The organism is Herbiconiux sp. FW305-C-125 (genome assembly GCF_058783455.1).
In genome coordinates this window covers 188,783-207,925 of record NZ_JBYSYO010000003.1, presented here as the reverse complement: position 1 = coordinate 207,925, position 19,143 = coordinate 188,783, and the positions used below count along the sequence as shown (strand labels likewise).

Below are 19,143 nucleotides of genomic sequence, written 5' to 3'. Positions count from 1 at the left end.
CCGGAGCGCTGACGATGAATGGTGACGGCCGCGCTTAGAGTCGTTGCGATGCACGCCCGAGTCACTGCCGTCCTCGTCGCCTCGAACGGCGCCGAACACCTTCCGCGAACCCTCGAGGCCATCGCGGCGCAGACCAGAGCGCCGGATGCGCTGGTCGTCGTCGACTGCGCATCCACCGACAACTCGGCCGCACTGCTCGCCGCCGCCCTGCCCACCCGCTTCATCTCCGCATCCACCCGGCTGAGTTTCGGAACCGCCGTCGCCCACGCCCTCGGTGTGGCGCCCCCGCCGTCGTCGGAGAACGAGTGGCTCTGGCTGCTCGCCCACGACTCCGCCCCCGCCCCCGACGCCCTGGCGGCGCTGCTCGCGGCCGTCGAGGTGAACCCCTCGGTCGCCGCCGCAGGCCCGAAGCAGACCGAGTGGGACGACACGGCCTACATCGCGGAGTTCGGCGAGACCATCACCCGGTTCGGCGCGAGCGTTCCCCTCGTCGAGACCGAACTCGACCAGGCGCAGCACGACCGCATGAGCGACGTGCTCGGGATGGGGGCGGCCGGCCTCCTCGTGCGGCACACCGTCTGGAACGAGGTCGGCGGCTTCGACCCGGCGCTCCCCACGGCCGACAACGCACTCGACTTCGCCATCCGCGTTCGCCTGGCCGGGCACCGCGTGCTCGCCGTGCCGGCCGCGCGGCTCGCCACCGACGGCGACGGCTTCTCCGGCCCCGGGCGCTCGATCCGGGGCAGTGCCCGCCGCAAGCGGCAGACCGCGCGTCGCGCCGCCCAGTTGCACCGCCGGCTGGTCTACGCGCCGCCGTTCGCGGTCGTGTTCCACTGGCTCTCGCTCGTGCCACTCGCCGTGGTGCGCTCGCTCTACCAGCTGGTGCGCAAGCAGCCCGGCGCCATCGGCGGCGAGTTCGCCGCCGCGTTCAAGACGGCGTTCGGATCGAAGATCGGCGAGTCGCGCCGGCGGCTCAAGGCGGCCAAACGGGTGGGCTGGAAGGCGATCGCGCCGCTCCGGATGCCGGGCGACGAGGTGCGCCGCCGGCGGTCGCTGCAGCGCGAGATCGCGCTGACCTACCTGCGCGGATCGCGGGACCGCATCCAGTTCATCTCCAGCGGCGGCGTGGCAACGGTGCTCGTCGTGGCCCTGATCGGGTTCATCGTCTTCCTCCCGGTGTTCGGCGCGGCGGCGATGACCGGCGGCGGAGCCCTGCCGCTCGAGACCACCGTGGGCGGGCTCTGGAGTCAGATCGGCACCGGGTTCCGCGACATCGGTCTCGGCTTCGTGGGGGCCGCCGACCCGTTCGCCACCGTGCTCGCCGTGCTCGGCTCGATCACCTTCTGGTCGCCCTCGTTCGCGATCGTCTGTCTCTACCTCGTCGCGCTGCCACTCGCGGCGCTCGCCGCCTGGTTCTGCGCGGCGCATCTCACCGAGCGGCCGGTGCTGCGCACCGCCGCCGCCGTGCTCTGGGTGCTGGCGCCGCCCTTCCTCGGTGCCCTCGACTCCGGCATGATCGGCCCGGTGCTCGCGCACCTGCTGCTGCCCTGGCTCGTGCTGGCAGGTCTCTCCGCCCCCAAGTCGTGGTCGGCGTCGGCCATCGCGTCGATCTTGTTCGCGGGCGTCCTCGCCGTCGCGCCCTCGCTCTGGCCGGCCCTGATCGTGCTGTGGCTGGTCGCGACCGTGGCGAGCCGGCGCAACGTGGCGCGCCTCATCGGCATCCCCGTGCCGGCCCTGGTGCTGTTCGGCCCGCTGGCCTGGAACCAGTTCCAGCGCGGCACACCGCTCGCGGTGCTCGCCGACCCCGGGCTGCCGAACTGGCGGCCGCCGGTGCCGGTCGTCGATCTGCTGATCGGGCTGCCGCAGACCGGTCTCGCGGGCTGGGAGTCGCTCGCCGGCACCTACGGCGTCGACGCGGGGGTGGTGCTGCTCGTGCTGGGCCTCCTCGCCGTCCCGCTGGGGCTGCTGGCGCTCGCTTCGCTCTTCCTCCCCGGCTCCTACCGCGCCGTGTTCGCGGTCGTCGTGGCGATCCTCGGCTTCGCGACCGCGGTCGCCGCCGGGCAGCTCGCCCTCGCCACCAGCGGATCGCAGGCGGTGGCGATCTGGCCGGGCTCGGGCCTCAGCCTGTACTGGCTGGGCCTCTCGGGCGCTGCCATCCTCGGGCTCGCCGCGCTGCCGCGCCTCGCCGCGCTTCCGGCGGTGATCGCGTCGGTGGCGGTCGGGATCGTGGCGCTGCCGATGGGTCTCGGCGTGCTCTTCGGCACCGCAGAGGTCGCGCCGGGCAGTGGCCGTTCGTTGCCCGCGTACGTGACGGCCGAGGCGTCCAGCACGCCCCGGGTGGGCACGCTCGTGCTCGAGCCGCAGGCCGATGGCGGCCTCGCGGCGAACGTGGTGCACGGTGCGGGCGCCACCCTCAACCAGCAGTCCACCCTGGCCTCGACCTCGGCATTCGCCGGTGTGACGACGGATGCCCGGACCGCACTGGCCTCGCTCACCGGCAACGCCGCATCCGTCGGCACCGCCGACATCGCCACGACGCTGACCGGCCTCGGCGTCGCCTTCGTGCTGCTCGAGCCGGCCGAACCCGCACAGGCGGGCGCCGCGGCCGACACCATCGCCGCGCGGGCCTCGAAGGCGCTGGGCAGCAACGCCCAGCTGACCTTCATCGGGAAGACCTCGGTGGGCGAACTCTGGCAGGTGGCCGGGCAGGAGACGCCCGCGAGCCTGCCGGTGCCGGTGCCCACGAACACGGGAACGCCGCTCGGAGTGCTCGTGCTCGTGATCCAGGGCTTCGTGTTCGGCGTGGCGCTGCTGCTCGCCCTCCCGGCCGGCCGGCTGCAGGTGCAGGGCAACCGAGCGGTGAGCGCCACCGCCCACGTCGCCCCCGCCGATTCGGTCGAAGAAGAGCTGGCCGAGGAGAAGCTCGACGAGTTCGACGACGACGTGCCCGTGGGGGAAGAACCCGAGGCACTCGAGGTCGTCGAGGAGCGTGACGTCGCCGATGCCGAGGCCGCGGAGGTGCCCGCTGCCGCGGAGGAGCCCGCTGCCGCGGAGGAGCCCGCTGCTGCAGAGGAGCCGGCGCCTACGGCGGAGCCCATCGTGGTGGAGACCGTGACGACGGCCGAAGCGGACGACGAGCTCGAACCGCCCGGCGTCGATCCGCTGATCGAGACGAGCGTGCCCGTCGAGGCCACCGTGCCCGACGAGGTGGCCGTGCCCGACGAGGGGACCGTGCCCGATGAGACGGCTGTGCCCGGCCAATCTGCTGCGCCCGATGAGACGACGGGGCTGCGACCGGAGCTCGACGACTACGATCCGAACGACGAGACCGTGATCAGTGTGCGCGACGCCATCGCGCACGACGAGGAGGGCCGCACCGATGGCCGCTGACCGCCGACTGCTCGCCACCGGAGCCCGCGTCGTCACCGGAGTCGTCGTGGCCGCCGCTGCGGTCGTGGCCGCGGGTGCCGCGCTCGCCCTCCCGTTGCCCACCGTGACCGCCACGCCCGCTTCCTTCACCGTCGATCCGGCGCCGGCCGACTCGGTGCGGGCCTGCACCGGGCCGCTCGTGCGCCTCTCCGACGACACCGGTCAGGATGCGACCGCCATCTCGGGTGTCGGCTCCGCGACGGTGGTCGCGTCAGCCACGGGCGGAGCCGAGGTGCTCGAGCGCAGCGCGCTCGCCTCACCCGACGACGTCATCTCCTCCGACGGCACCGCGCCCGCCCGCATCGCCCTGCCCGCCGCGGAGACCGCGGACGACGCCCTGTTCGGCGCCGTGCAATCGCAGACCATCGCGTCGGGCGATCTCGTCGGCTACGCCGCCACCGCGTGCGGCGAGGCCGACTCCGACAGCTGGCTCGTCGCCGGCGCCACCACGGTCGGGCGGACGAGCTTCGTGCTGCTGTCGAACCCGGGCGACGTGCCCGCGGTCGTCAACCTCTCGATCTTCGGCGATGCCGGCGCCGTCGAGTCGCCCGGTGCCAAGAACCTCGACGTGCCCGCACGTTCCACGCGCATCCTCTCCCTCGCCGGTCTCGCGCCCGATCTCGCGGCGCCCGTCATCCACGTCGAGAGCTCCGTCGGTGCGGTGTACGCAGCCGTGCAGCAGAGCGTCGTGCGCGGCCTCGAAGCCGGTGGCGTCGAGATGGCCGGCCCCACCGCGCCACCCGCCACCTCGCAGACGATCACCGGCGTGCAGGTGGCCGGCACCTCGACCATCGCCGAGCGCCTCGGCAGTCCGGACGCGACCGACCTGCAGAGCGTGCTGCGCCTGTTCGTGCCCGGGACCGACCCCGCGTCGGTCACCGTGCGGATCTCCGAGGAGAAGACGGGCGGCCTCCAGACCGAGTACCAAGTTGGGCTCACCCCGCAGGTCGTCACCGAGTTCCCGCTGCAGGACGTCCCCGACGGCATCTACACCGTCGAGATCGAGAGCGACCAGCCGCTCGTCACGGGTGCCCGCACCTCCACCATCGCGAACGACGCCCTCGACTTCGCCTGGTACCAGGCGGTGCGGCCGCTCGGGCCGACGTTCTTCGTCGCCACCGCCGACGGCCCGAACCCGCGCCTGCACATCGTGAACACCACGGGGGCGGATGTCGCGGTCACCCTCACCACCGTCGGCGGCGTCGTGCAAGACGTCATCATCGTGCCCGGTGCGCGTTATGTGCCGCTCACCGCGGGGGAGTCCTACACCGTCACGAGCTCGGCACCGGTGTCGGCGGCCGTGACCGAGTTCGGTCCCGGCTTCTCGTCGTCGTACCCGATCGTGCCGCCGAACCCGGCAGCGGCGCCCATCGTCGTCTACCCGTAGAAGGCTGCAGCGCGTCCCGTGCGCTCAGAAGTGGTGGAACCGGTCCGGCGCCAGATCCCAGGGGTCCTTGCCGAGCAACTCGGCGACGGCCCGGAACACGCACGACTCGATCGCGAGCCGACGGTGCACCTCGTCGTCGCGGTGCAGCCGAGACATCCGCTCGATCGGCAGACGGAACATGATCACGCGGTTCTTCGTCACCGACCAGCGGTCGACATGGTCGGGCGAACCGAACTGCCCGAACGGCATCGTGGCCACCTCGAAGCTCACGTTCGCCAGCTCGTTCGGCCACATGCTCCGCAGGTACTCGGCCGTGGAGGCGACGGTCTGATCGAAGAGGTCGATGCGCGACCGGAGGAACGGCAGGTGGGGGCCGGCGGCCGAGGAGCGCAGATCGCGCCCGTGCCGGTTGCGGGTGCGGGCCCGGATCGTCGCCGCCCGCGGCGCCCTGCGAGAACGAGCCATGCCTCAAGTCTACGGCCGAGCGGCGACACGGGGTGCGGGTGACCGGATGCGCACGGGAGCCGCGCTTAGAGTGGAACCGATGACGACCAGGGAATGCTCGCGGCCCTCCTGCCGCGGTGAGGCCACGACGACCCTCACCTACGATTACGCCGATTCGCTGATCGTCGTCGGCCCGCTGAGCCCGCTGCCAGAACCGCACAGTTACGACCTCTGCGAACGGCACACCGACCGGCTCTCCGCCCCGCAGGGCTGGCAGGTCATGCGGCACGTCTACGTCGAGTGAGCCTGCGCCCAGGCGCCGGCGCGCAGGGCTGACAACTCCACGAGCATCCGGCCGCCCCGCCGCGCGGTCTGCGACAATGGAGGCATGAGCATCGCTTCCCCCACCGCCGTGTCCGTGCCCTACCGAGTCGCGAATCTCGCGCTCGCCGAAGCCGGCCGGCACCAGATCCGCCTCGCCGAGAACGAGATGCCGGGCCTCATGGCCCTGCGCGAGGAGTTCGGGCCCACCCAGCCGCTGGCCGGGGCGCGCATCATGGGTTCGCTGCACATGACGGTGCAGACCGCCGTGCTGATCGAGACGCTCGTTGCTCTCGGCGCGCAGGTGCGCTGGGTGAGCTGCAACATCTTCTCCACGCAGGACGAAGCGGCGGCCGCGGTCGTCGTCGGCCCGCACGGATCGGTCGAGTCGCCGGCCGGTGTGCCGGTGTTCGCCTGGAAGGGCGAGACGCTCGAGGAGTACTGGTGGTGCACCGAGCGCGCCTTCGACTGGTCGACCGAGGCGGCGGCCGCCGGTGCGTCGTTCACCGGCCCGAACATGATCCTCGACGACGGTGGCGACGCCACCCTCCTGGTGCACAAGGGCGTCGAGTTCGAGGCAGCGGGCCGGGTGCCGGATGCCACGGCCGACGACAGCGACGAGTACCGCATCGTGCTGGGCGTGCTGCGCGACTCGCTCGCGAACGACCCGGGCCGGTGGACGCGCATCGCCGCCGACATCCGCGGTGTCTCGGAGGAGACGACCACAGGCGTGCACCGCCTCTACGAGCTCGCCGCGGCCGGGCAGCTGCTCTTCCCCGCCATCAACGTGAACGACTCGGTCACGAAGTCGAAGTTCGACAACAAGTACGGCATCCGGCACTCGCTGCCCGACGGCCTGAACCGCGCCACCGACGTGCTGATGGGCGGCAAGGTCGCCTTCGTCGTCGGCTACGGCGACGTGGGCAAGGGCGCCGCCGAGGCGCTACGCGGCCAGGGCGCGCGCGTGATCGTGTCCGAGGTCGACCCGATCTGCGCGCTGCAGGCGGCGATGGACGGGTTCCAGGTCGCTCGGCTGTCGTCGGTCGTGGGCGAGGTCGACATCTTCGTCACCGGCACCGGCAACGTGAACGTGATCGGGGTGGAGGACATCCTGGCCATGAAGCACCTCGCCATCATCGCCAACGTCGGTCACTTCGACAACGAGATCGACATGGCCGGGCTCGCGCGCGTCGAGGGAGCCGTGAAGGTCGAGATCAAGCCGCAGGTGCACGAGTGGCGGCTGCCGAACGGCCGCAGCGTGCTGGTGCTGTCGGAAGGGCGGCTGATGAACCTCGGCAACGCCACCGGGCATCCGTCGTTCGTCATGAGCAATTCGTTCACCAACCAGGTGCTGGCGCAGATCGAGCTCTTCGCGACGCCGGAGAAGTACCCGGTGGGCGTGTACGTGCTGCCGAAGCATCTCGACGAGAAGGTGGCCCGACTGCACCTCGACGCGCTCGGCGTCGAGCTCACCACCCTCCGCCCCGAGCAGGCCGCCTACATCGGCGTGCCAGTCGAGGGCCCGTACAAGGTCGACCACTACCGCTACTGACCTCGATCAGCGGTCGGGGAAGCCGTTCGGGAGACCTCGGAGGATGGGGTCGACGCGGGCGAGCCGCTCGCGTTCGAGCATGAGTCCGCGGTACTCCCGGTCGCGTCGGATCACCGACACCCCGAGCAGGAACGCGTGCGGATGCACGTTGGGCAGCGGTGACACGAACGGCGCCGCCTCCCGTGCCAGCTCCTGCGCGAGGCGCTCGCGGGTCTGCGGGGTCATGCGGTCGGCCTGGGTGAGGAACTGCACGATGCGGCGGGAGAGCCGGTCGGGCAGCTTCGCGACGTCGGCGGTCTGCGCCCACACCAGGAGCTCGGGTGGCATGGTGGCCGAGAACGGGAGCGGCCGCGGCACCCGCTCGTGCTGGCTGTAAGTACCGGCGAGCAGGTCGCCGAGCCGCTTCGACCGGCCGTTCAACAGCGACACCACGAACGCGAGGATGCCGAGGGTAAGGTAGATCTCGAGGAAGCCGAGCAGGCCGCGGATGACGGAGTGCCGCAACGAGATCGCACCGCCGTCGTCGCGCACCATGCGGGCGCCGATGGCGAGCTTGCCGAGCGAACGGCCGCGGGAGGCGACCTCGACCACGACCGGCGCCACGACGAGGAACGCCACGACAAGGCTGAGCGAGAGCGCCTGGCCGAGCGCAGGGTCGATGCCGGAGTCGGCGAGCAGACTGGTGACGCCGAGGATGGCGAGCAGGAGCGAGCCGAGGTAGACCGCCAGGTCGATGGCGCCGCTGGCGCTGCGCAGCAAGAAGCTCGCCGGCCGCACGTCGAGGGCCACCGCCTCGCCGGTGAGCAGCTCGTCGTCGCCCGGAGCCGAGACGGCGGATGCGCCGGCGCTCGATCGAACGCCGGTTTCCACCCCGAACGGCTGCGTCATGAATATCATTTAAGCAGATGGACCTCGACGCCTACTCAGCCGCGCATCGAGACGAATGGGATCGTCTCGATGAACTCGGCCGACGGCGCGAGTTCTCGGGGCGCGAGGCCGATGAACTGATCGAGCGCTACCAGTCCGGGTCGACCCAGCTCTCGGCCATCAAGACGGTGGCGGGTTCCACCGCTCAGGGCGACCGGCTCTCGGTCGCGCTCTCCCGGGCGCGGTTGCGGTTCACGGGCGCGGGCACGAACATCCTGCGCCAGCTGCCCACCTTCTTCGCCAACCAGCTCCCGGCGGCGCTGTACCGCATCCGCTGGCTCACCCTGGCGGTGGCGGTGGCGACGGTCGTCATCGCGAGCCTCTACGCGATCTGGATCTCGCAGAACCCGGCCGTGCTCGCCGCCCTCGGATCGAACGAGGACTTGAAGAAGCTCGCGGAGGAGGACTTCGTCGACTACTACTCCGAGAATCCCGCGGCGTCGTTCACCGGCCAGGTCTGGACGAACAACGCCTGGATCGCGGCGCAGTGCATCGCCTTCGGCATCCTCGGCATCTTCGTGCCCTCGGTCATCTTCCAGAACGCGCAGAACCTCGGCGTGAACGCGGCGGTGATGTTCGAGTACCAGCACGGCGACATCTTCTTCCTCTACATCCTGCCGCACGGGATGCTCGAGCTCACCGCGATCTTCGTGGCGGCCGCGGCGGGCCTCCGCATCTTCTGGGCCTGGGTCGCCCCGGGCGCGAAGACCCGCGGGCAGTCGCTCGCCGAGAACGGGCGCGCCCTGTTCACGGTGGCGATCGGCCTCGTCTTCGTGCTGCTCGTCTCGGGCATCATCGAAGGCTTCGTCACCCCCGCGCCGTGGCCGTGGTTCGTGAAGATCGGCATCGGCGCCCTCGCGCTCGCCGCCTTCCTCTTCTACATGCTCTTCCTCGGCCGCCGCGCGGCCCGCGCGGGCGAGACGGGCGACCTGGCCGAGTTCGAGGCGGGCGCCAAGCAGCTCGTAGCCGGCTAGAAGAGGAGAGGTTGCCCCGAGCAACCTCCGCGCCTCGACAGACGCAACAGGCCGTACTCGACGACCCAAGGTGAGGGCGTGGCCGAACGGTGCGTCCGTAGGCCGCGCCGTTCGACCGCGTCCTCACATGTCGCGCGGCGCCGGGCAGGGACCGGCGACGCCGGTGCAGCCCGAGCGAAGCCCGGGCCGCGCCGCAGCAGGCACAGCGTTTTAGAGCCTTCCCGCGGCTTTCAGGGCGATGTAGCGGTCGGCGAGGGCGGGGGGCAGGTCGGCGGGGGCTCCCGTCACGACGTCGGCGCCGAAGCGCTTCAGCACCGTGGTGACCCGGGCGACGTCGAGGAGCGCCCGCTCGGCGGCGGCAGCGCGGTAGACCGATTCTCGGTCGCCGCGGTCGAGCACGCCGGCCGCGACATCCGGGTCGGTCACCGACGACACCACGACCATGTGGTTGCGGGTGAGCTGGGGCACGATCGCCATCAATTCCCGCGAGATGCCGGGGGCGTCGATGGCCGTCGCGAGCACGACCAGGGAGCGCTGGGTGGTGACCTGGCGCACCAGCCCGGGCACCGCGGTCCAGTCCATCTCGATCAGGTCGGGCTCGATCGGCGCCATCACGTCGACCATGCGCGAGAGCAGCTCCGGCCCGGATGCGCCGTGCACCCGCCCGCGCAGCCGCCGGTCGTAGAGCACCAGGTCGACCCGGTCGCCCGCCCGCGTGGCGAGCGCTGCGAGCAGCAGCGCGCTCTCGAACGCGGTGTCGATGCGCGGTTCGTCGTCGATGCGCGCCGCCTGGGTGCGCCCGGTGTCGATCACGATCACCACGCGCCGGTCGCGCTCCGGCCGCCACGTGCGCACCATCACGTCGCTGTGCCGCGCGGTGGCGCGCCAGTCGATCGAGCGCACGTCGTCGCCGCGCACGTACTCGCGCAGGCTGTCGAACTCGGTGCCCTGACCTCGGATCATCACGCTGGTGCGCCCGTCGAGCTCCCGCAGCCGCGCCAGGCGTGAGGGCAGGTGCTTGCGCGCGTTGAACGGGGGGAGCACCCGGATGTGCCCCTGGGCCACCAGGGTCGCTTGCCGCGCCGCGAGCCCGAGCGGCCCGAACGAGCGGATGGTCACGCGTGCGGTGCGGCGTTCGCCCCGGCGGAAGGGGGTCAGGGTCGTGCTGACGGCGCGTCGTTCGCCGCGCGGGATGCTCACGCGTGCCCGTGCGGAGGCCGGCCCCGCCGAGGGCTGCCAGGCGTCGCGCACGATGCCCCGCAGCATCCGTGACCCCGTGTTGGTGAGATACAGCGTGCTCGTGACCGTCTCACCCAGGCGCACCCGCGCCGGCAGCGCCCGCTCGATCGCGACCCGCCGCGGTGACGCCGCCGTGACGAGGTCGATCACGACGAGGAGCACGACGAAGCCGATCCAGCCGAGCAGGGCGGCGTAGGCGGCGTCGTAGATCTCGCCGATGACCACCACCGGGATCACGCCGAGCGCCAGGAGGGCGACCAGCCGTCCCGACAGACTCACGAGTGCGCCCGCATCAGATCGGCACTCGCACCTGGGTGAGGATCGACCGCAGGATGGCGTCGACCGAGACACCCTCGAGCTCCGCCTCGGGCCGCAGCTGGATGCGGTGCCGGAGCACCGGCAGCACCATCGCCTGCACGTGGTCGGGCGTCACGCCCGGGTAGCCGTTGAGCCAGGCCCAGGCCTTCGACGCGGCGAGCAGGGCGGTGCTGCCGCGGGGCGACACGCCGAGCTTCACCGACGGGCTCTGCCGCGTCGCCCGCGCGAGGTCGACCATGTACGCGAGCACGTCGGGCGAGGCCTGCACGGCCGTGACCGCCTGTTGCGCCAGCGTCAGCAGCCGGGCGTCGAGCACCGGGGTCACCCCGGCCGCGGTGAGGTCGCGCGGATTGAAGCCGGCGGCGTGCCGCGTGAGCACGGCCACCTCGGTGTCCCGCTCCGGCAGGTCGAGCACGAGCTTCACGAGGAAGCGGTCGAGCTGCGCCTCGGGCAGCGTGTAGGTGCCCTCGTACTCGATGGGGTTCTGGGTGGCCGCCACGAGGAACGGGTCGGGGAGCTTGCGGGTCACGCCGTCGGCGCTGACCTGCCGCTCCTCCATCGCCTCGAGCAGTGCCGACTGGGTCTTCGGTGGCGTGCGGTTGATCTCGTCGGCGAGCAGGATGTTCGTGAACACCGGCCCCTGCCGGAACGAGAACTCGCCCGCCTTCGCGTCGTAGATGAGCGACCCGGTGACGTCTCCCGGCATCAGGTCGGGCGTGAACTGCACCCGCTTGGTGTCGAGGCTGAGAGCCTGGCTGAGGCTCCGCACGAGCAGCGTCTTCGCCACGCCGGGCACGCCTTCGAGCAGCACGTGCCCGCGGGCGAGCAGGGCGATGATGAGCCCGGTGACGGCGCCGTCCTGCCCCACCACCGCCTTGCCCACCTCGGTGCGCACGCGGGCGAGCGCCTGACGGAGCTCACCGGCGGTCGGCGTGGCGGCGGAGTCGGGCGCGGCTGCGGGCTGCGGCTGGTCGGTCATCCGGTGTTCCTCTCTCGGTTCGAAGAAATGGTGCGAGTCTCGGGGCGGCTCAGCGCAGGTCGGTCGCCCGGTGCACGTCCTGCTCGAGCACGAGCAGGCGGTCGGAGAGCGCGAGGAGCTCGGCCTCGTCGCGCGGCATGGCGCCCACGAGGGTGTCGTGCACCTCATCGACGTTGCGCCCGGTCACAGCGGCGACCGCGCGGCTCACATCGGCGACGGATGCGTGCCGCGGCAACGCGAGGGCCGTCGTCAGCCGCGAGATGGTGCCGATCCGCAGGGCGTCGAGCGCCCGGGCGTGCGCACCCTGCCGGGCGTAAAGGCGGGCGCGGCCCTCCATGGTCTCGCTCGCGCGGACGGTGACGGGCAGGTTCTCCACCACCACCGCGCCGAAACGCCGGCCGCGCCAGATGCCGGCGGCGACCGTGACGAGGATGAGCAGCAGGATGACCGGGGTGACCCAGCCCGGAGTGAGCTCGCCGATCGTGGCGGCCCCGCCGCCGTCGGGCAGGTCGTCGGGCCCCGGGATGTACCAGACCAGGGTGCGGTGGGCGCCGAGCAGGCCGAGCGCGAGCGCGGCGTTGCCGTCGGTCGCCGCGAACTCGTTGGTGAGGGCATCGCCGGCGCCGAGCACGGTGACGGTGCCGGCCGCGTCGCCGGTGCCGCCCGCGCGTGGCCGCTGTACGAGGGCGTATGCGTCGTCGTACGACCGGAAGCACGCGGAAGCCGCGCTGGACTGGGGGCCCTCGAGCACGCGATAGGTCCAGGTGGGCTGGGAGATGTTGCCGGCGCGCTGGGCGGCCGGAACTCCGCAGGCGGAGCCCGCCGCCACCGAGTCGGCCTCCTCGGCCGCGCCGGCGTTCGCGATGCCGGGCGCGAGCGCGTCGAGTTCGTCGGTGCCGGGCTCGACGAGCACGAGGTCGGTGCCGAGGCCGGCGAGTTCGTCGAGGCCGTCGGAGTCGAGGAAGCCGAACGGATCGGTGAACAGCACGGTGCTGTCGTCGCCCGCCGCTGCCCGGGCCTCGTCGAGGCTGCCGGCCGCCACCACGTCGACGCCTTGGGCGCGCAGCACCTCGGCCACGGCGCGGCTGCCGGACGGGCCGGCGTTGCCGATGGAGTAGCGGTTCGTGTCGGGGATGCCGGATGCGGTGGCCAGCACCGTCGCGACCGCGGCGAGCACCGCGATCACCACCACGACGATCCAGAACAGCCGGCGCCGGAGCGTGGTGCGCAGGCGCGGCGTCTCGGCGGGGGCGTCGCGCACGGCGGGAGAGGTCTGGGTCACCGCAGCACCACGCTCTCGATGCGCTCGAGTGCCTCGGGTCGCTCGGACTGCATCCGCCGGTCGAGGGCCGTGACGCGGTCGTAGCCCTCGCGGGTGCCGGGTTCGTCGAGATAGCGCACGCCGTCGAACAGGCGGGCGCAGGAGGCGAGCTCGTCGCGCCGGGGCGGGAACGCCGCTCCCGCGCGCACGGCGAACTCGTGCGCGGTGGTGCCGGGTGAGGTCGTGACGATGGTGCGCTCGGCGAGTTGACGGGCCAGGGCGCGGAACGCCTCCTGCACCGCCACGGCGAAGTCGCCGCGTTCGGCGGCACGTGCCGCCGAGGCGCGCAGCTTGGCGGCCGAGCGGGTGTCGTCGGCGCCGAACAGGGCGCCCGGCTCCACCTGGCTCCGCCGGTTCAGCCGAGGCCGCCCGAACACCAGGAACGCGACGACGATCACGATCACGATGCCGACCACGATCGCGAGCGGCACGAGGCCGCTGAGCCCGGAGCCGTCGGGCACGCGCAACGAGTCGAGCCAGTCGCCGAACGCCTGGGACAGCTGATCGAACCAGGTGGGCCGTGCAGCCTGGTACGGCGGCTTGCTCAGTTCGTCGATCAGCCACTGGCGTGCTTCGTCGGCGCCGGGCTCGACGGGGATGTCGGTCACCAGCGCGACGGCTCCGATCGGTGTCGTCATCCGCGTCGCTGCGGCAGGTAGGGGTCGGGCCAGGAGTCGTCGCCGACCTGGCGCGACTCCACGAACCGGGCGAGCTCGATGTCGAGGCCCTCGGTGCGCATCCGCAGATCGATGTAGACGACGGCGACCGTCGCCGCCTGCACGACGCTGGTCAGGGCACTCAACACGACCGTGAAGGCGAGGAAGAGCAGGTAGAGCACGCCCGCGCCGATGAGCCCGGAACCGGTGTTGTTCGGGTCGATCAGGCCGATCGCTATCGGCATGAGGAACGAGAACGGCACCGAGAGCAGTTGTGACGCGAAGTACAGCATGACGTAGACGAGCGCGATGACGCCGAAGGTACGCCAGAAGTTGCCCTTCGTGAGCCGCCAGGAACGCCGGATGGCGGCGAACACGCCCATGCGCTCGAGCACGATCACGCAGGGCACGAGGGCGAGCTTGGTGCCGAGCCAGACGCCGAGCACGATGGAGCCCAGGGAGAGCAGGATGCCGGCCACCACGGCGAGCACGACGCCGGGCTGGCCCAGCATGGTCGCGCCGATGATGATGAGCACGACGAGCCCCACGTCGACGACGACCGCGGCCGCGACCAGCGCGTACCAGCCGGTGAGGGGGAGGATGCGCCGGAACGCGGCCTTCCACAGCTCGCCGAGGCGTCGCTTCTCACCGAGCGTGGCGCGCGCCACCTCCACCACGAGCACGGCCTGCAGCAGCGCGGAGCCGAACAGGGTGAGGGCGAGCGGGATGAGGAAGGAGAGGAAGACGATGGCGATGCTGCCGGCGGCCACGGTGTCCTGATCGGCCGAGCTCGCCGAGATGCTCCGCTGGATCGCCCAGAACGCAGCCGCGCCGACGAACAGGACGGTGACGAAGCCGATGACGACCTGCACGATGAGGCCGCTGCCGAAGGTGGCCTTGGGGTTGCGGCGCACCACCTGGAACGGTGCGCCCATCAGGGTGCCGAAGCCGAGCGGACGAAGCGGGATGAGGCCGGGCTTGGGCGGCGGCGCCCAGCCGGTGGGGCCGGGCGCGGCGTAGCCCGCGGGCTGATGCGCCCAGTACGGCGTGGCGCCGGGGGCGGCGTACTGCCCGTACTGGGGCGGCGGTGGGGGCGCGTATTGCCCGTACTGGGGCGGGGGTGGCGGTGGCGGTGGGTACTGCCCGTACTGGGGCGGGGGTGGCGGTGGGTACTGCCCGTACTGGGGCGGCGGTGGCGGTGGGTACTGCCCGTACTTCTGCGCGGCCGGCGCGGGGGCGGCCGGCGCGGGTTGCGGCGGCTGCTGCTCGTCGGGGCGCGCTGCCCCTTCGCCCGGCGGCGCCCAGCTGTCGTTCTCGCTCATCGCTGTCTTCCAACCCCCAGCACTGGTGTCCCGACCCGCCGTACCCCGTCCATGCTTCCATACTCCTTCAGAGTTTTCTCGGCATCCGTCGAGAAGGCCGCAGGCAGGCTCGACTACTCTTGTCGCAATGACAGCCTGAATCGGCGGATGCGCGGCAACGGTGCACGTGATCCGTCCGGTGGAAGCGGAAGAATCAGCACATGGACCCACGCATCCTCGTTGTCGACGACGACACCGCCCTGGCCGAGATGATCGGTATCGTGCTGCGTTCCGACGGCTTCGAGCCCGTGTTCTGCGCCGACGGGTCCGAGGCGCTCGCCGCCTTCCGGGAGACCCGTCCCGACCTCGTGCTGCTCGACCTCATGCTCCCCGGGCTCGACGGCATCGAGGTGTGCGGCCTCATCCGGGCCGAATCGGGCACCCCCATCATCATGCTGACCGCCCGCACCGACACCTCCGACGTGGTGAAGGGCCTCGAATCCGGTGCCGACGACTACGTCGTGAAACCGTTCAATCCGAAGGAGCTGGTGGCGCGCATCCGCACCCGACTGCGCCCCACGCCCGAGAACACGCCCGAGGTGTTGCAGATCGGCGACCTGCGGCTCGATGTCGCGGGCCACGAGGTGAAGCGGGGCGACGAGCGCATCAATCTCACGCCGCTGGAGTTCGACCTCCTGCTGGCCCTCGCCACCAAGCCGCAGCAGGTGTTCACCCGCGAGATGCTGCTCGAGCAGGTCTGGGGCTACCACTACAAGGCCGACACGCGCCTCGTGAACGTGCACGTGCAGCGCCTGCGCGCGAAGGTGGAGGAAGACCCCGACAACCCCAAGATCGTGATGACGGTGCGCGGCGTGGGCTACCGCGCTGGCACCGCCTGACCGACGCCGCCACCCCATGACCTCGTCGCCCGGAGCACGGAGGACACGTCTCGGTCCCACGCTGCTCACCGCCGCGCGTGACTGGCGTGCCTGGCCCCGACGGGTGGTGGGCGCATGGCGGCGCTCGCTGCAGTTCCGCACGGTGGTGATCACCGTCGGCCTCTCGGCCATCGCCGTGGTGGCCACCGGAACGTACATGTCGATCTCCATCGGCAACGACCTCTTCCAGTCCCGGCTGAACCAGGTGTTGATCGAGTCGAAGAACGCGGCCACGGCGGCCCAGAGCATCTTCGACTCGGCGGATGCGTCGGGTGAGGCCTCCACCATCTCCCTGTTGAGTTCGGCCAAGTCGGCCATCATCGCCTCCTCGTCGAGCCGCCTGATCGCGCTCTACGCCACGCCGGGGGAGACGACGAACTCCACCACCGTGCTCTCGTTCGCGAGCCCGGAACTCGCCTCCGACGGGGTGATCAGCGACGAGCTCCGTGACGAGGTCACCAGTGATCCCGACGGCGTGCAGCAGTACTGGCAGTCCGTCCCGCTGGCCAATGAGGGCGGAGGCACCGACCCGGGCATCATCGTCGGCTCCCCGCTCACCATTCCGGGCGCCGGCAGCTTCGAGCTCTACATCGGCTACAACCTCGCGGAGGCCGAGCAGACACTCGTGTTCGTGCAGCAGACGCTGTGGCTCGGCGGGTTGGCCCTGGTCATCCTGATCGGACTGGTGGCGGGGCTCATCGTCCGGATCGTGGTGCGCCCGATCCGGGTGGCGGCCGATACGAGCGAGAAGCTGGCGGCAGGCCAGCTCGAGGTGCGCATCCCGGAGCGCGGTGAAGACGTCATCTCCACGCTCGCCCGCTCGTTCAACGGCATGGCCGACAGCATGCAGTCCCAGATCACCCAGCTCGCCGAGCTCTCGCAAGTGCAGCAGCGCTTCGTGTCGGATGTCTCGCACGAGCTGCGCACACCGCTCACCACCATCCGCCTGGCCGGCGACGTGCTCTACGACCAGCGCGAATCCTTCCCGCCGGCCACGGGGCGCACCGCCGAGTTGCTGCACACGCAGACCGAGCGGTTCGAGCTGCTGCTCAGCGACCTGCTCGAGATCAGCCGGTTCGACGCGGGATCGGCGCATCTGGACACCGAGCCGACGAACCTCGTGCGTCTGGCCGAGGACGCGATCGACCAGATGCAGTCACTGGCCGAGAAGGCGGGCTCGCAGCTGCGGCTGGTGGCACCCGGCGGCTATTTCGAGGCCGAGGTCGACGGGCGGCGCATCCGTCGGATCGTGCGCAACCTGCTCGGCAACGCCATCGAGCACGGGGAGGGCAAGCCGATCGTGGTGAGCGTCGACAGCGACCAGCACGCGGTCGCGCTCTCCGTGCGCGATTACGGCAGCGGCATGAGCGAGGCCGAGGCCGAGCGGGTGTTCGACCGCTTCTGGCGGGCCGATCCTTCGCGGAAGCGCACCATCGGCGGCACGGGCCTCGGCCTTGCGATCTCGCTCGAAGACGCCACCCTGCACGGCGGGGCCCTGGAGGTGTGGTCGCGGCCCGGGGCGGGCAGCTGCTTCCGGCTCACGCTGCCCCGGGTGCAGTCGGAGCCGGTGGGGGAGTCGCCGCTGCCACTGCAGCCCCAGGACGCGTTCGGTCCGGCACCCGCCGTCGCCGAGCTGCGGCCGCCCGCGGGGGTGGACCATGCTTAGGCGTCTGCTCACCAGCGCGCTCGCCCTGTTCGGAGTGCTGCTGCTCGCGGGGTTGGCGGCATGCAGCGGCATCCCTCGCTCGGGGCCGGTGGAGGCCGGTGACGCCATCGGCACCGACGACGACATCGACGTGATCTTCCTCGCCGCCGACCCGGTGAAGGGGGCGACGCAGCAAGAGATCCTCAACGGCTTCATCCTCGCCGCGAAGAGCCCGCAGGACGACTACCAGATCGCGCGTCGCTACCTGACGAAGTCGGCCGCCGATTCCTGGAAGCCCAACGAGGGCGCCATCATCGACACCGGTCCCCGGCCCACCGCCGCGCTCAGCGACACCGAGTTGCAGATGAACGTGACGCCGGTGGCCGACGTCAACTCGAACGGCGCCTACACCGAGAGCACGTCGAGCGCGCCCCTGCCGCTCACCTTCAGCTTCGAGCAGGTCGACGGGGAGTGGCGCATCGACCAGCTGGCCGACGGCATCGTGATCGAGGACCTGTTCTTCGACCAGGTGTTCAGCTCGCACGCGCTCTACTTCTACGACCCCACCTTCACCTACCTCGTGCCGGATCTGCGCTGGTTCCCGTCGTCGACCGCGGTGGGCACCCGGGTGGTGAAGGCGCTGCTCGCGGGCCCCTCGGCGTGGCTCGGCGACGGTGCCGTGGTGACCGCGTTCCCCGACGGCACCGCGGCGACGGCGGTGGTCACGACCGCGGGGCAGACCCAGGTCGAACTCTCCAGCAACGTGCTGCAGGCCGACGCGAACGACCTGCAACGGATGCAGTACCAGCTGCGCGCGAGTCTCAGCGACCTGGCTTCGGCCTCGAACGTGGCGATCTCGGTCGATCAGAACATCGTGCCCATTCCCGGCTCGAACGTGCCGGTGCCCGATTCGGCACCGCGGGTCGATTCGCGGCCGCTGGTTGTGCGCGACGGCTCCTTCGGTTACGTGGCCGGCACATCCGTCGCTCCGATCAGCGGCATCAGCGACGGCGTGGAGTCGCTCGACCCCGCGTCCGCGGCCTACTCGGCCACGGCCGAGACGGCCGCCGTGAAAGCCGGCAACGGTCAGGTCTACGCGGTGCGCACCGGCGACGCGCCCGCGCTGCTCGATCAGCGCGCCGGGCTGATCGACCCGGCGGTCGACCCCTTCGGCTACGTCTGGGCGGTGCCCGCGGGCGCCCCGACCTCTGTGACCGTCTACGGCGGGGACGGCGCGGGCACCACCATCCCCACGAGTTGGGACGGCGCATCCACCATCACCTCGCTCGAGATCTCGCGCGACGGCACCCGGGCGCTCGCCTTCCTCTCGGTCGACGGGTTGCCGAAACTCGTGGTGGCGGCGGTCATCCGCAACCAGAGCGGGGTGCCGCAACGGCTCGGTCAGCCGGTCGAGCTGTCGACGGGCCAGGGCGCGCCGGTGGATGCGACCTGGGTCGATCAGCTGACCGTCGCGTCGGTCACCGCCCTGCCTTCGGGTGAGGACCGCGCGGTCGCGCAGGTGCTCGGTGGGCGCAGTTCGAGCCTGGGAGCTCCGAAGGGCGCGGTGTCGATCGCGGGTGGCAACGACCTCGACGGACTGCGCGTGCTCTCGGGCGACGGCGGGCTCCAGCAGCAGCGGGGGAGCGCGTGGCAGGCGACCATTACCGGGATTTCGCGGCTGGCTGTGCAGAACTGACATCCTCTCCACAGAT

The 19,143-nt window shown here is 71.5% G+C and carries 15 protein-coding genes; 8 read left to right on the top strand and 7 right to left on the bottom strand.

Annotated elements, in window-relative coordinates; translation table 11 throughout:
* The first annotated feature begins 48 nt into the window (after positions 1 to 48).
* The gene (locus tag AC3WLB_RS11325; protein ID WP_492505989.1) at positions 49 to 3,390 is read left to right on the top strand and encodes a glycosyltransferase; all 3,342 of its coding nucleotides are present in this window, start codon (positions 49 to 51) and stop codon (positions 3,388 to 3,390) included.
* Positions 3,380 to 4,816, top strand: a complete 1,437-nt coding sequence (locus AC3WLB_RS11320) for a DUF5719 family protein (protein ID WP_492505987.1) — start codon at positions 3,380 to 3,382, stop codon at positions 4,814 to 4,816. The genes AC3WLB_RS11325 and AC3WLB_RS11320 overlap by 11 nt, the downstream gene beginning before the upstream one ends.
* Positions 4,817 to 4,840: 24 nt before the next feature.
* On the opposite strand, the gene AC3WLB_RS11315 is transcribed toward AC3WLB_RS11320, so the two are convergent.
* Positions 4,841 to 5,281: a metallopeptidase family protein gene (locus tag AC3WLB_RS11315; RefSeq protein ID WP_022895393.1), complete on the bottom strand. Its 441-nt coding sequence runs from the start codon at positions 5,279 to 5,281 to the stop codon at positions 4,841 to 4,843.
* A 79-nt stretch (positions 5,282 to 5,360) separates the two neighbouring features.
* Here AC3WLB_RS11315 and AC3WLB_RS11310 point away from each other — a divergent pair, with 79 nt between their 5' ends.
* Together AC3WLB_RS11310 and ahcY are read left to right on the top strand one after the other, a co-directional pair.
* Positions 5,361 to 5,564, top strand: a complete 204-nt coding sequence (locus tag AC3WLB_RS11310) for a DUF3499 family protein (protein WP_022895392.1) — start codon at positions 5,361 to 5,363, stop codon at positions 5,562 to 5,564.
* Positions 5,565 to 5,648: 84 nt separating this feature from the next.
* Positions 5,649 to 7,133, top strand: coding sequence for an adenosylhomocysteinase (gene ahcY / locus AC3WLB_RS11305; protein ID WP_492505985.1), 1,485 nt, complete (start codon positions 5,649 to 5,651; stop codon positions 7,131 to 7,133).
* Positions 7,134 to 7,139: 6 nt separating this feature from the next.
* Here the strand turns inward: ahcY and AC3WLB_RS11300 are convergent, their stop codons facing one another.
* Positions 7,140 to 8,021, bottom strand: a complete 882-nt coding sequence (locus tag AC3WLB_RS11300) for an RDD family protein (protein WP_492505983.1) — start codon at positions 8,019 to 8,021, stop codon at positions 7,140 to 7,142.
* A gap of 17 nt (positions 8,022 to 8,038) precedes the next feature.
* Between AC3WLB_RS11300 and AC3WLB_RS11295 the strand changes: the two genes are divergently transcribed.
* On the top strand, positions 8,039 to 9,034 hold the full coding sequence (locus AC3WLB_RS11295) for a stage II sporulation protein M (RefSeq protein ID WP_492505981.1): 996 nt from the start codon (positions 8,039 to 8,041) through the stop codon (positions 9,032 to 9,034).
* Positions 9,035 to 9,244: 210 nt separating this feature from the next.
* Here the strand turns inward: AC3WLB_RS11295 and AC3WLB_RS11290 are convergent, their stop codons facing one another.
* Genes AC3WLB_RS11290 through AC3WLB_RS11270 form a run of 5 tightly spaced genes read right to left on the bottom strand, consistent with a single transcriptional unit; the run spans position 9,245 to position 14,869 of the window.
* On the bottom strand, positions 9,245 to 10,552 hold the full coding sequence (locus AC3WLB_RS11290) for a DUF58 domain-containing protein (protein WP_492505979.1): 1,308 nt from the start codon (positions 10,550 to 10,552) through the stop codon (positions 9,245 to 9,247).
* Between the two features lie 13 nt (positions 10,553 to 10,565).
* Positions 10,566 to 11,570, bottom strand: coding sequence for an AAA family ATPase (locus AC3WLB_RS11285; RefSeq protein ID WP_492505977.1), 1,005 nt, complete (start codon positions 11,568 to 11,570; stop codon positions 10,566 to 10,568).
* 49 nt (positions 11,571 to 11,619) lie between these two features.
* Positions 11,620 to 12,852 carry a DUF4350 domain-containing protein gene (locus tag AC3WLB_RS11280; protein WP_492505975.1) on the bottom strand — a complete coding sequence of 411 codons (1,233 nt, stop codon included), beginning with the start codon at positions 12,850 to 12,852 and terminating at the stop codon, positions 11,620 to 11,622.
* Positions 12,849 to 13,529, bottom strand: a complete 681-nt coding sequence (locus AC3WLB_RS11275) for a DUF4129 domain-containing protein (protein WP_492505973.1) — start codon at positions 13,527 to 13,529, stop codon at positions 12,849 to 12,851. The genes AC3WLB_RS11280 and AC3WLB_RS11275 overlap by 4 nt, the downstream gene beginning before the upstream one ends.
* The gene (locus tag AC3WLB_RS11270) at positions 13,526 to 14,869 is read right to left on the bottom strand and encodes a DUF7847 domain-containing protein (RefSeq protein ID WP_492505971.1); all 1,344 of its coding nucleotides are present in this window, start codon (positions 14,867 to 14,869) and stop codon (positions 13,526 to 13,528) included. The genes AC3WLB_RS11275 and AC3WLB_RS11270 overlap by 4 nt, the downstream gene beginning before the upstream one ends.
* A gap of 200 nt (positions 14,870 to 15,069) precedes the next feature.
* Here AC3WLB_RS11270 and mtrA point away from each other — a divergent pair, with 200 nt between their 5' ends.
* The 3 genes from mtrA to AC3WLB_RS11255 are packed head-to-tail and all read left to right on the top strand — an operon-like array spanning position 15,070 to position 19,127.
* Positions 15,070 to 15,747: an MtrAB system response regulator MtrA gene (gene mtrA, locus AC3WLB_RS11265; protein WP_492505969.1), complete on the top strand. Its 678-nt coding sequence runs from the start codon at positions 15,070 to 15,072 to the stop codon at positions 15,745 to 15,747.
* Between the two features lie 16 nt (positions 15,748 to 15,763).
* A complete protein-coding gene (gene mtrB, locus AC3WLB_RS11260) occupies positions 15,764 to 17,452 on the top strand; it encodes an MtrAB system histidine kinase MtrB (RefSeq protein ID WP_492505967.1) in 1,689 nt (562 codons plus the stop codon).
* Positions 17,445 to 19,127, top strand: coding sequence for an LpqB family beta-propeller domain-containing protein (locus AC3WLB_RS11255; protein WP_492505965.1), 1,683 nt, complete (start codon positions 17,445 to 17,447; stop codon positions 19,125 to 19,127). The genes mtrB and AC3WLB_RS11255 overlap by 8 nt, the downstream gene beginning before the upstream one ends.
* Positions 19,128 to 19,143 lie beyond the last annotated feature (16 nt).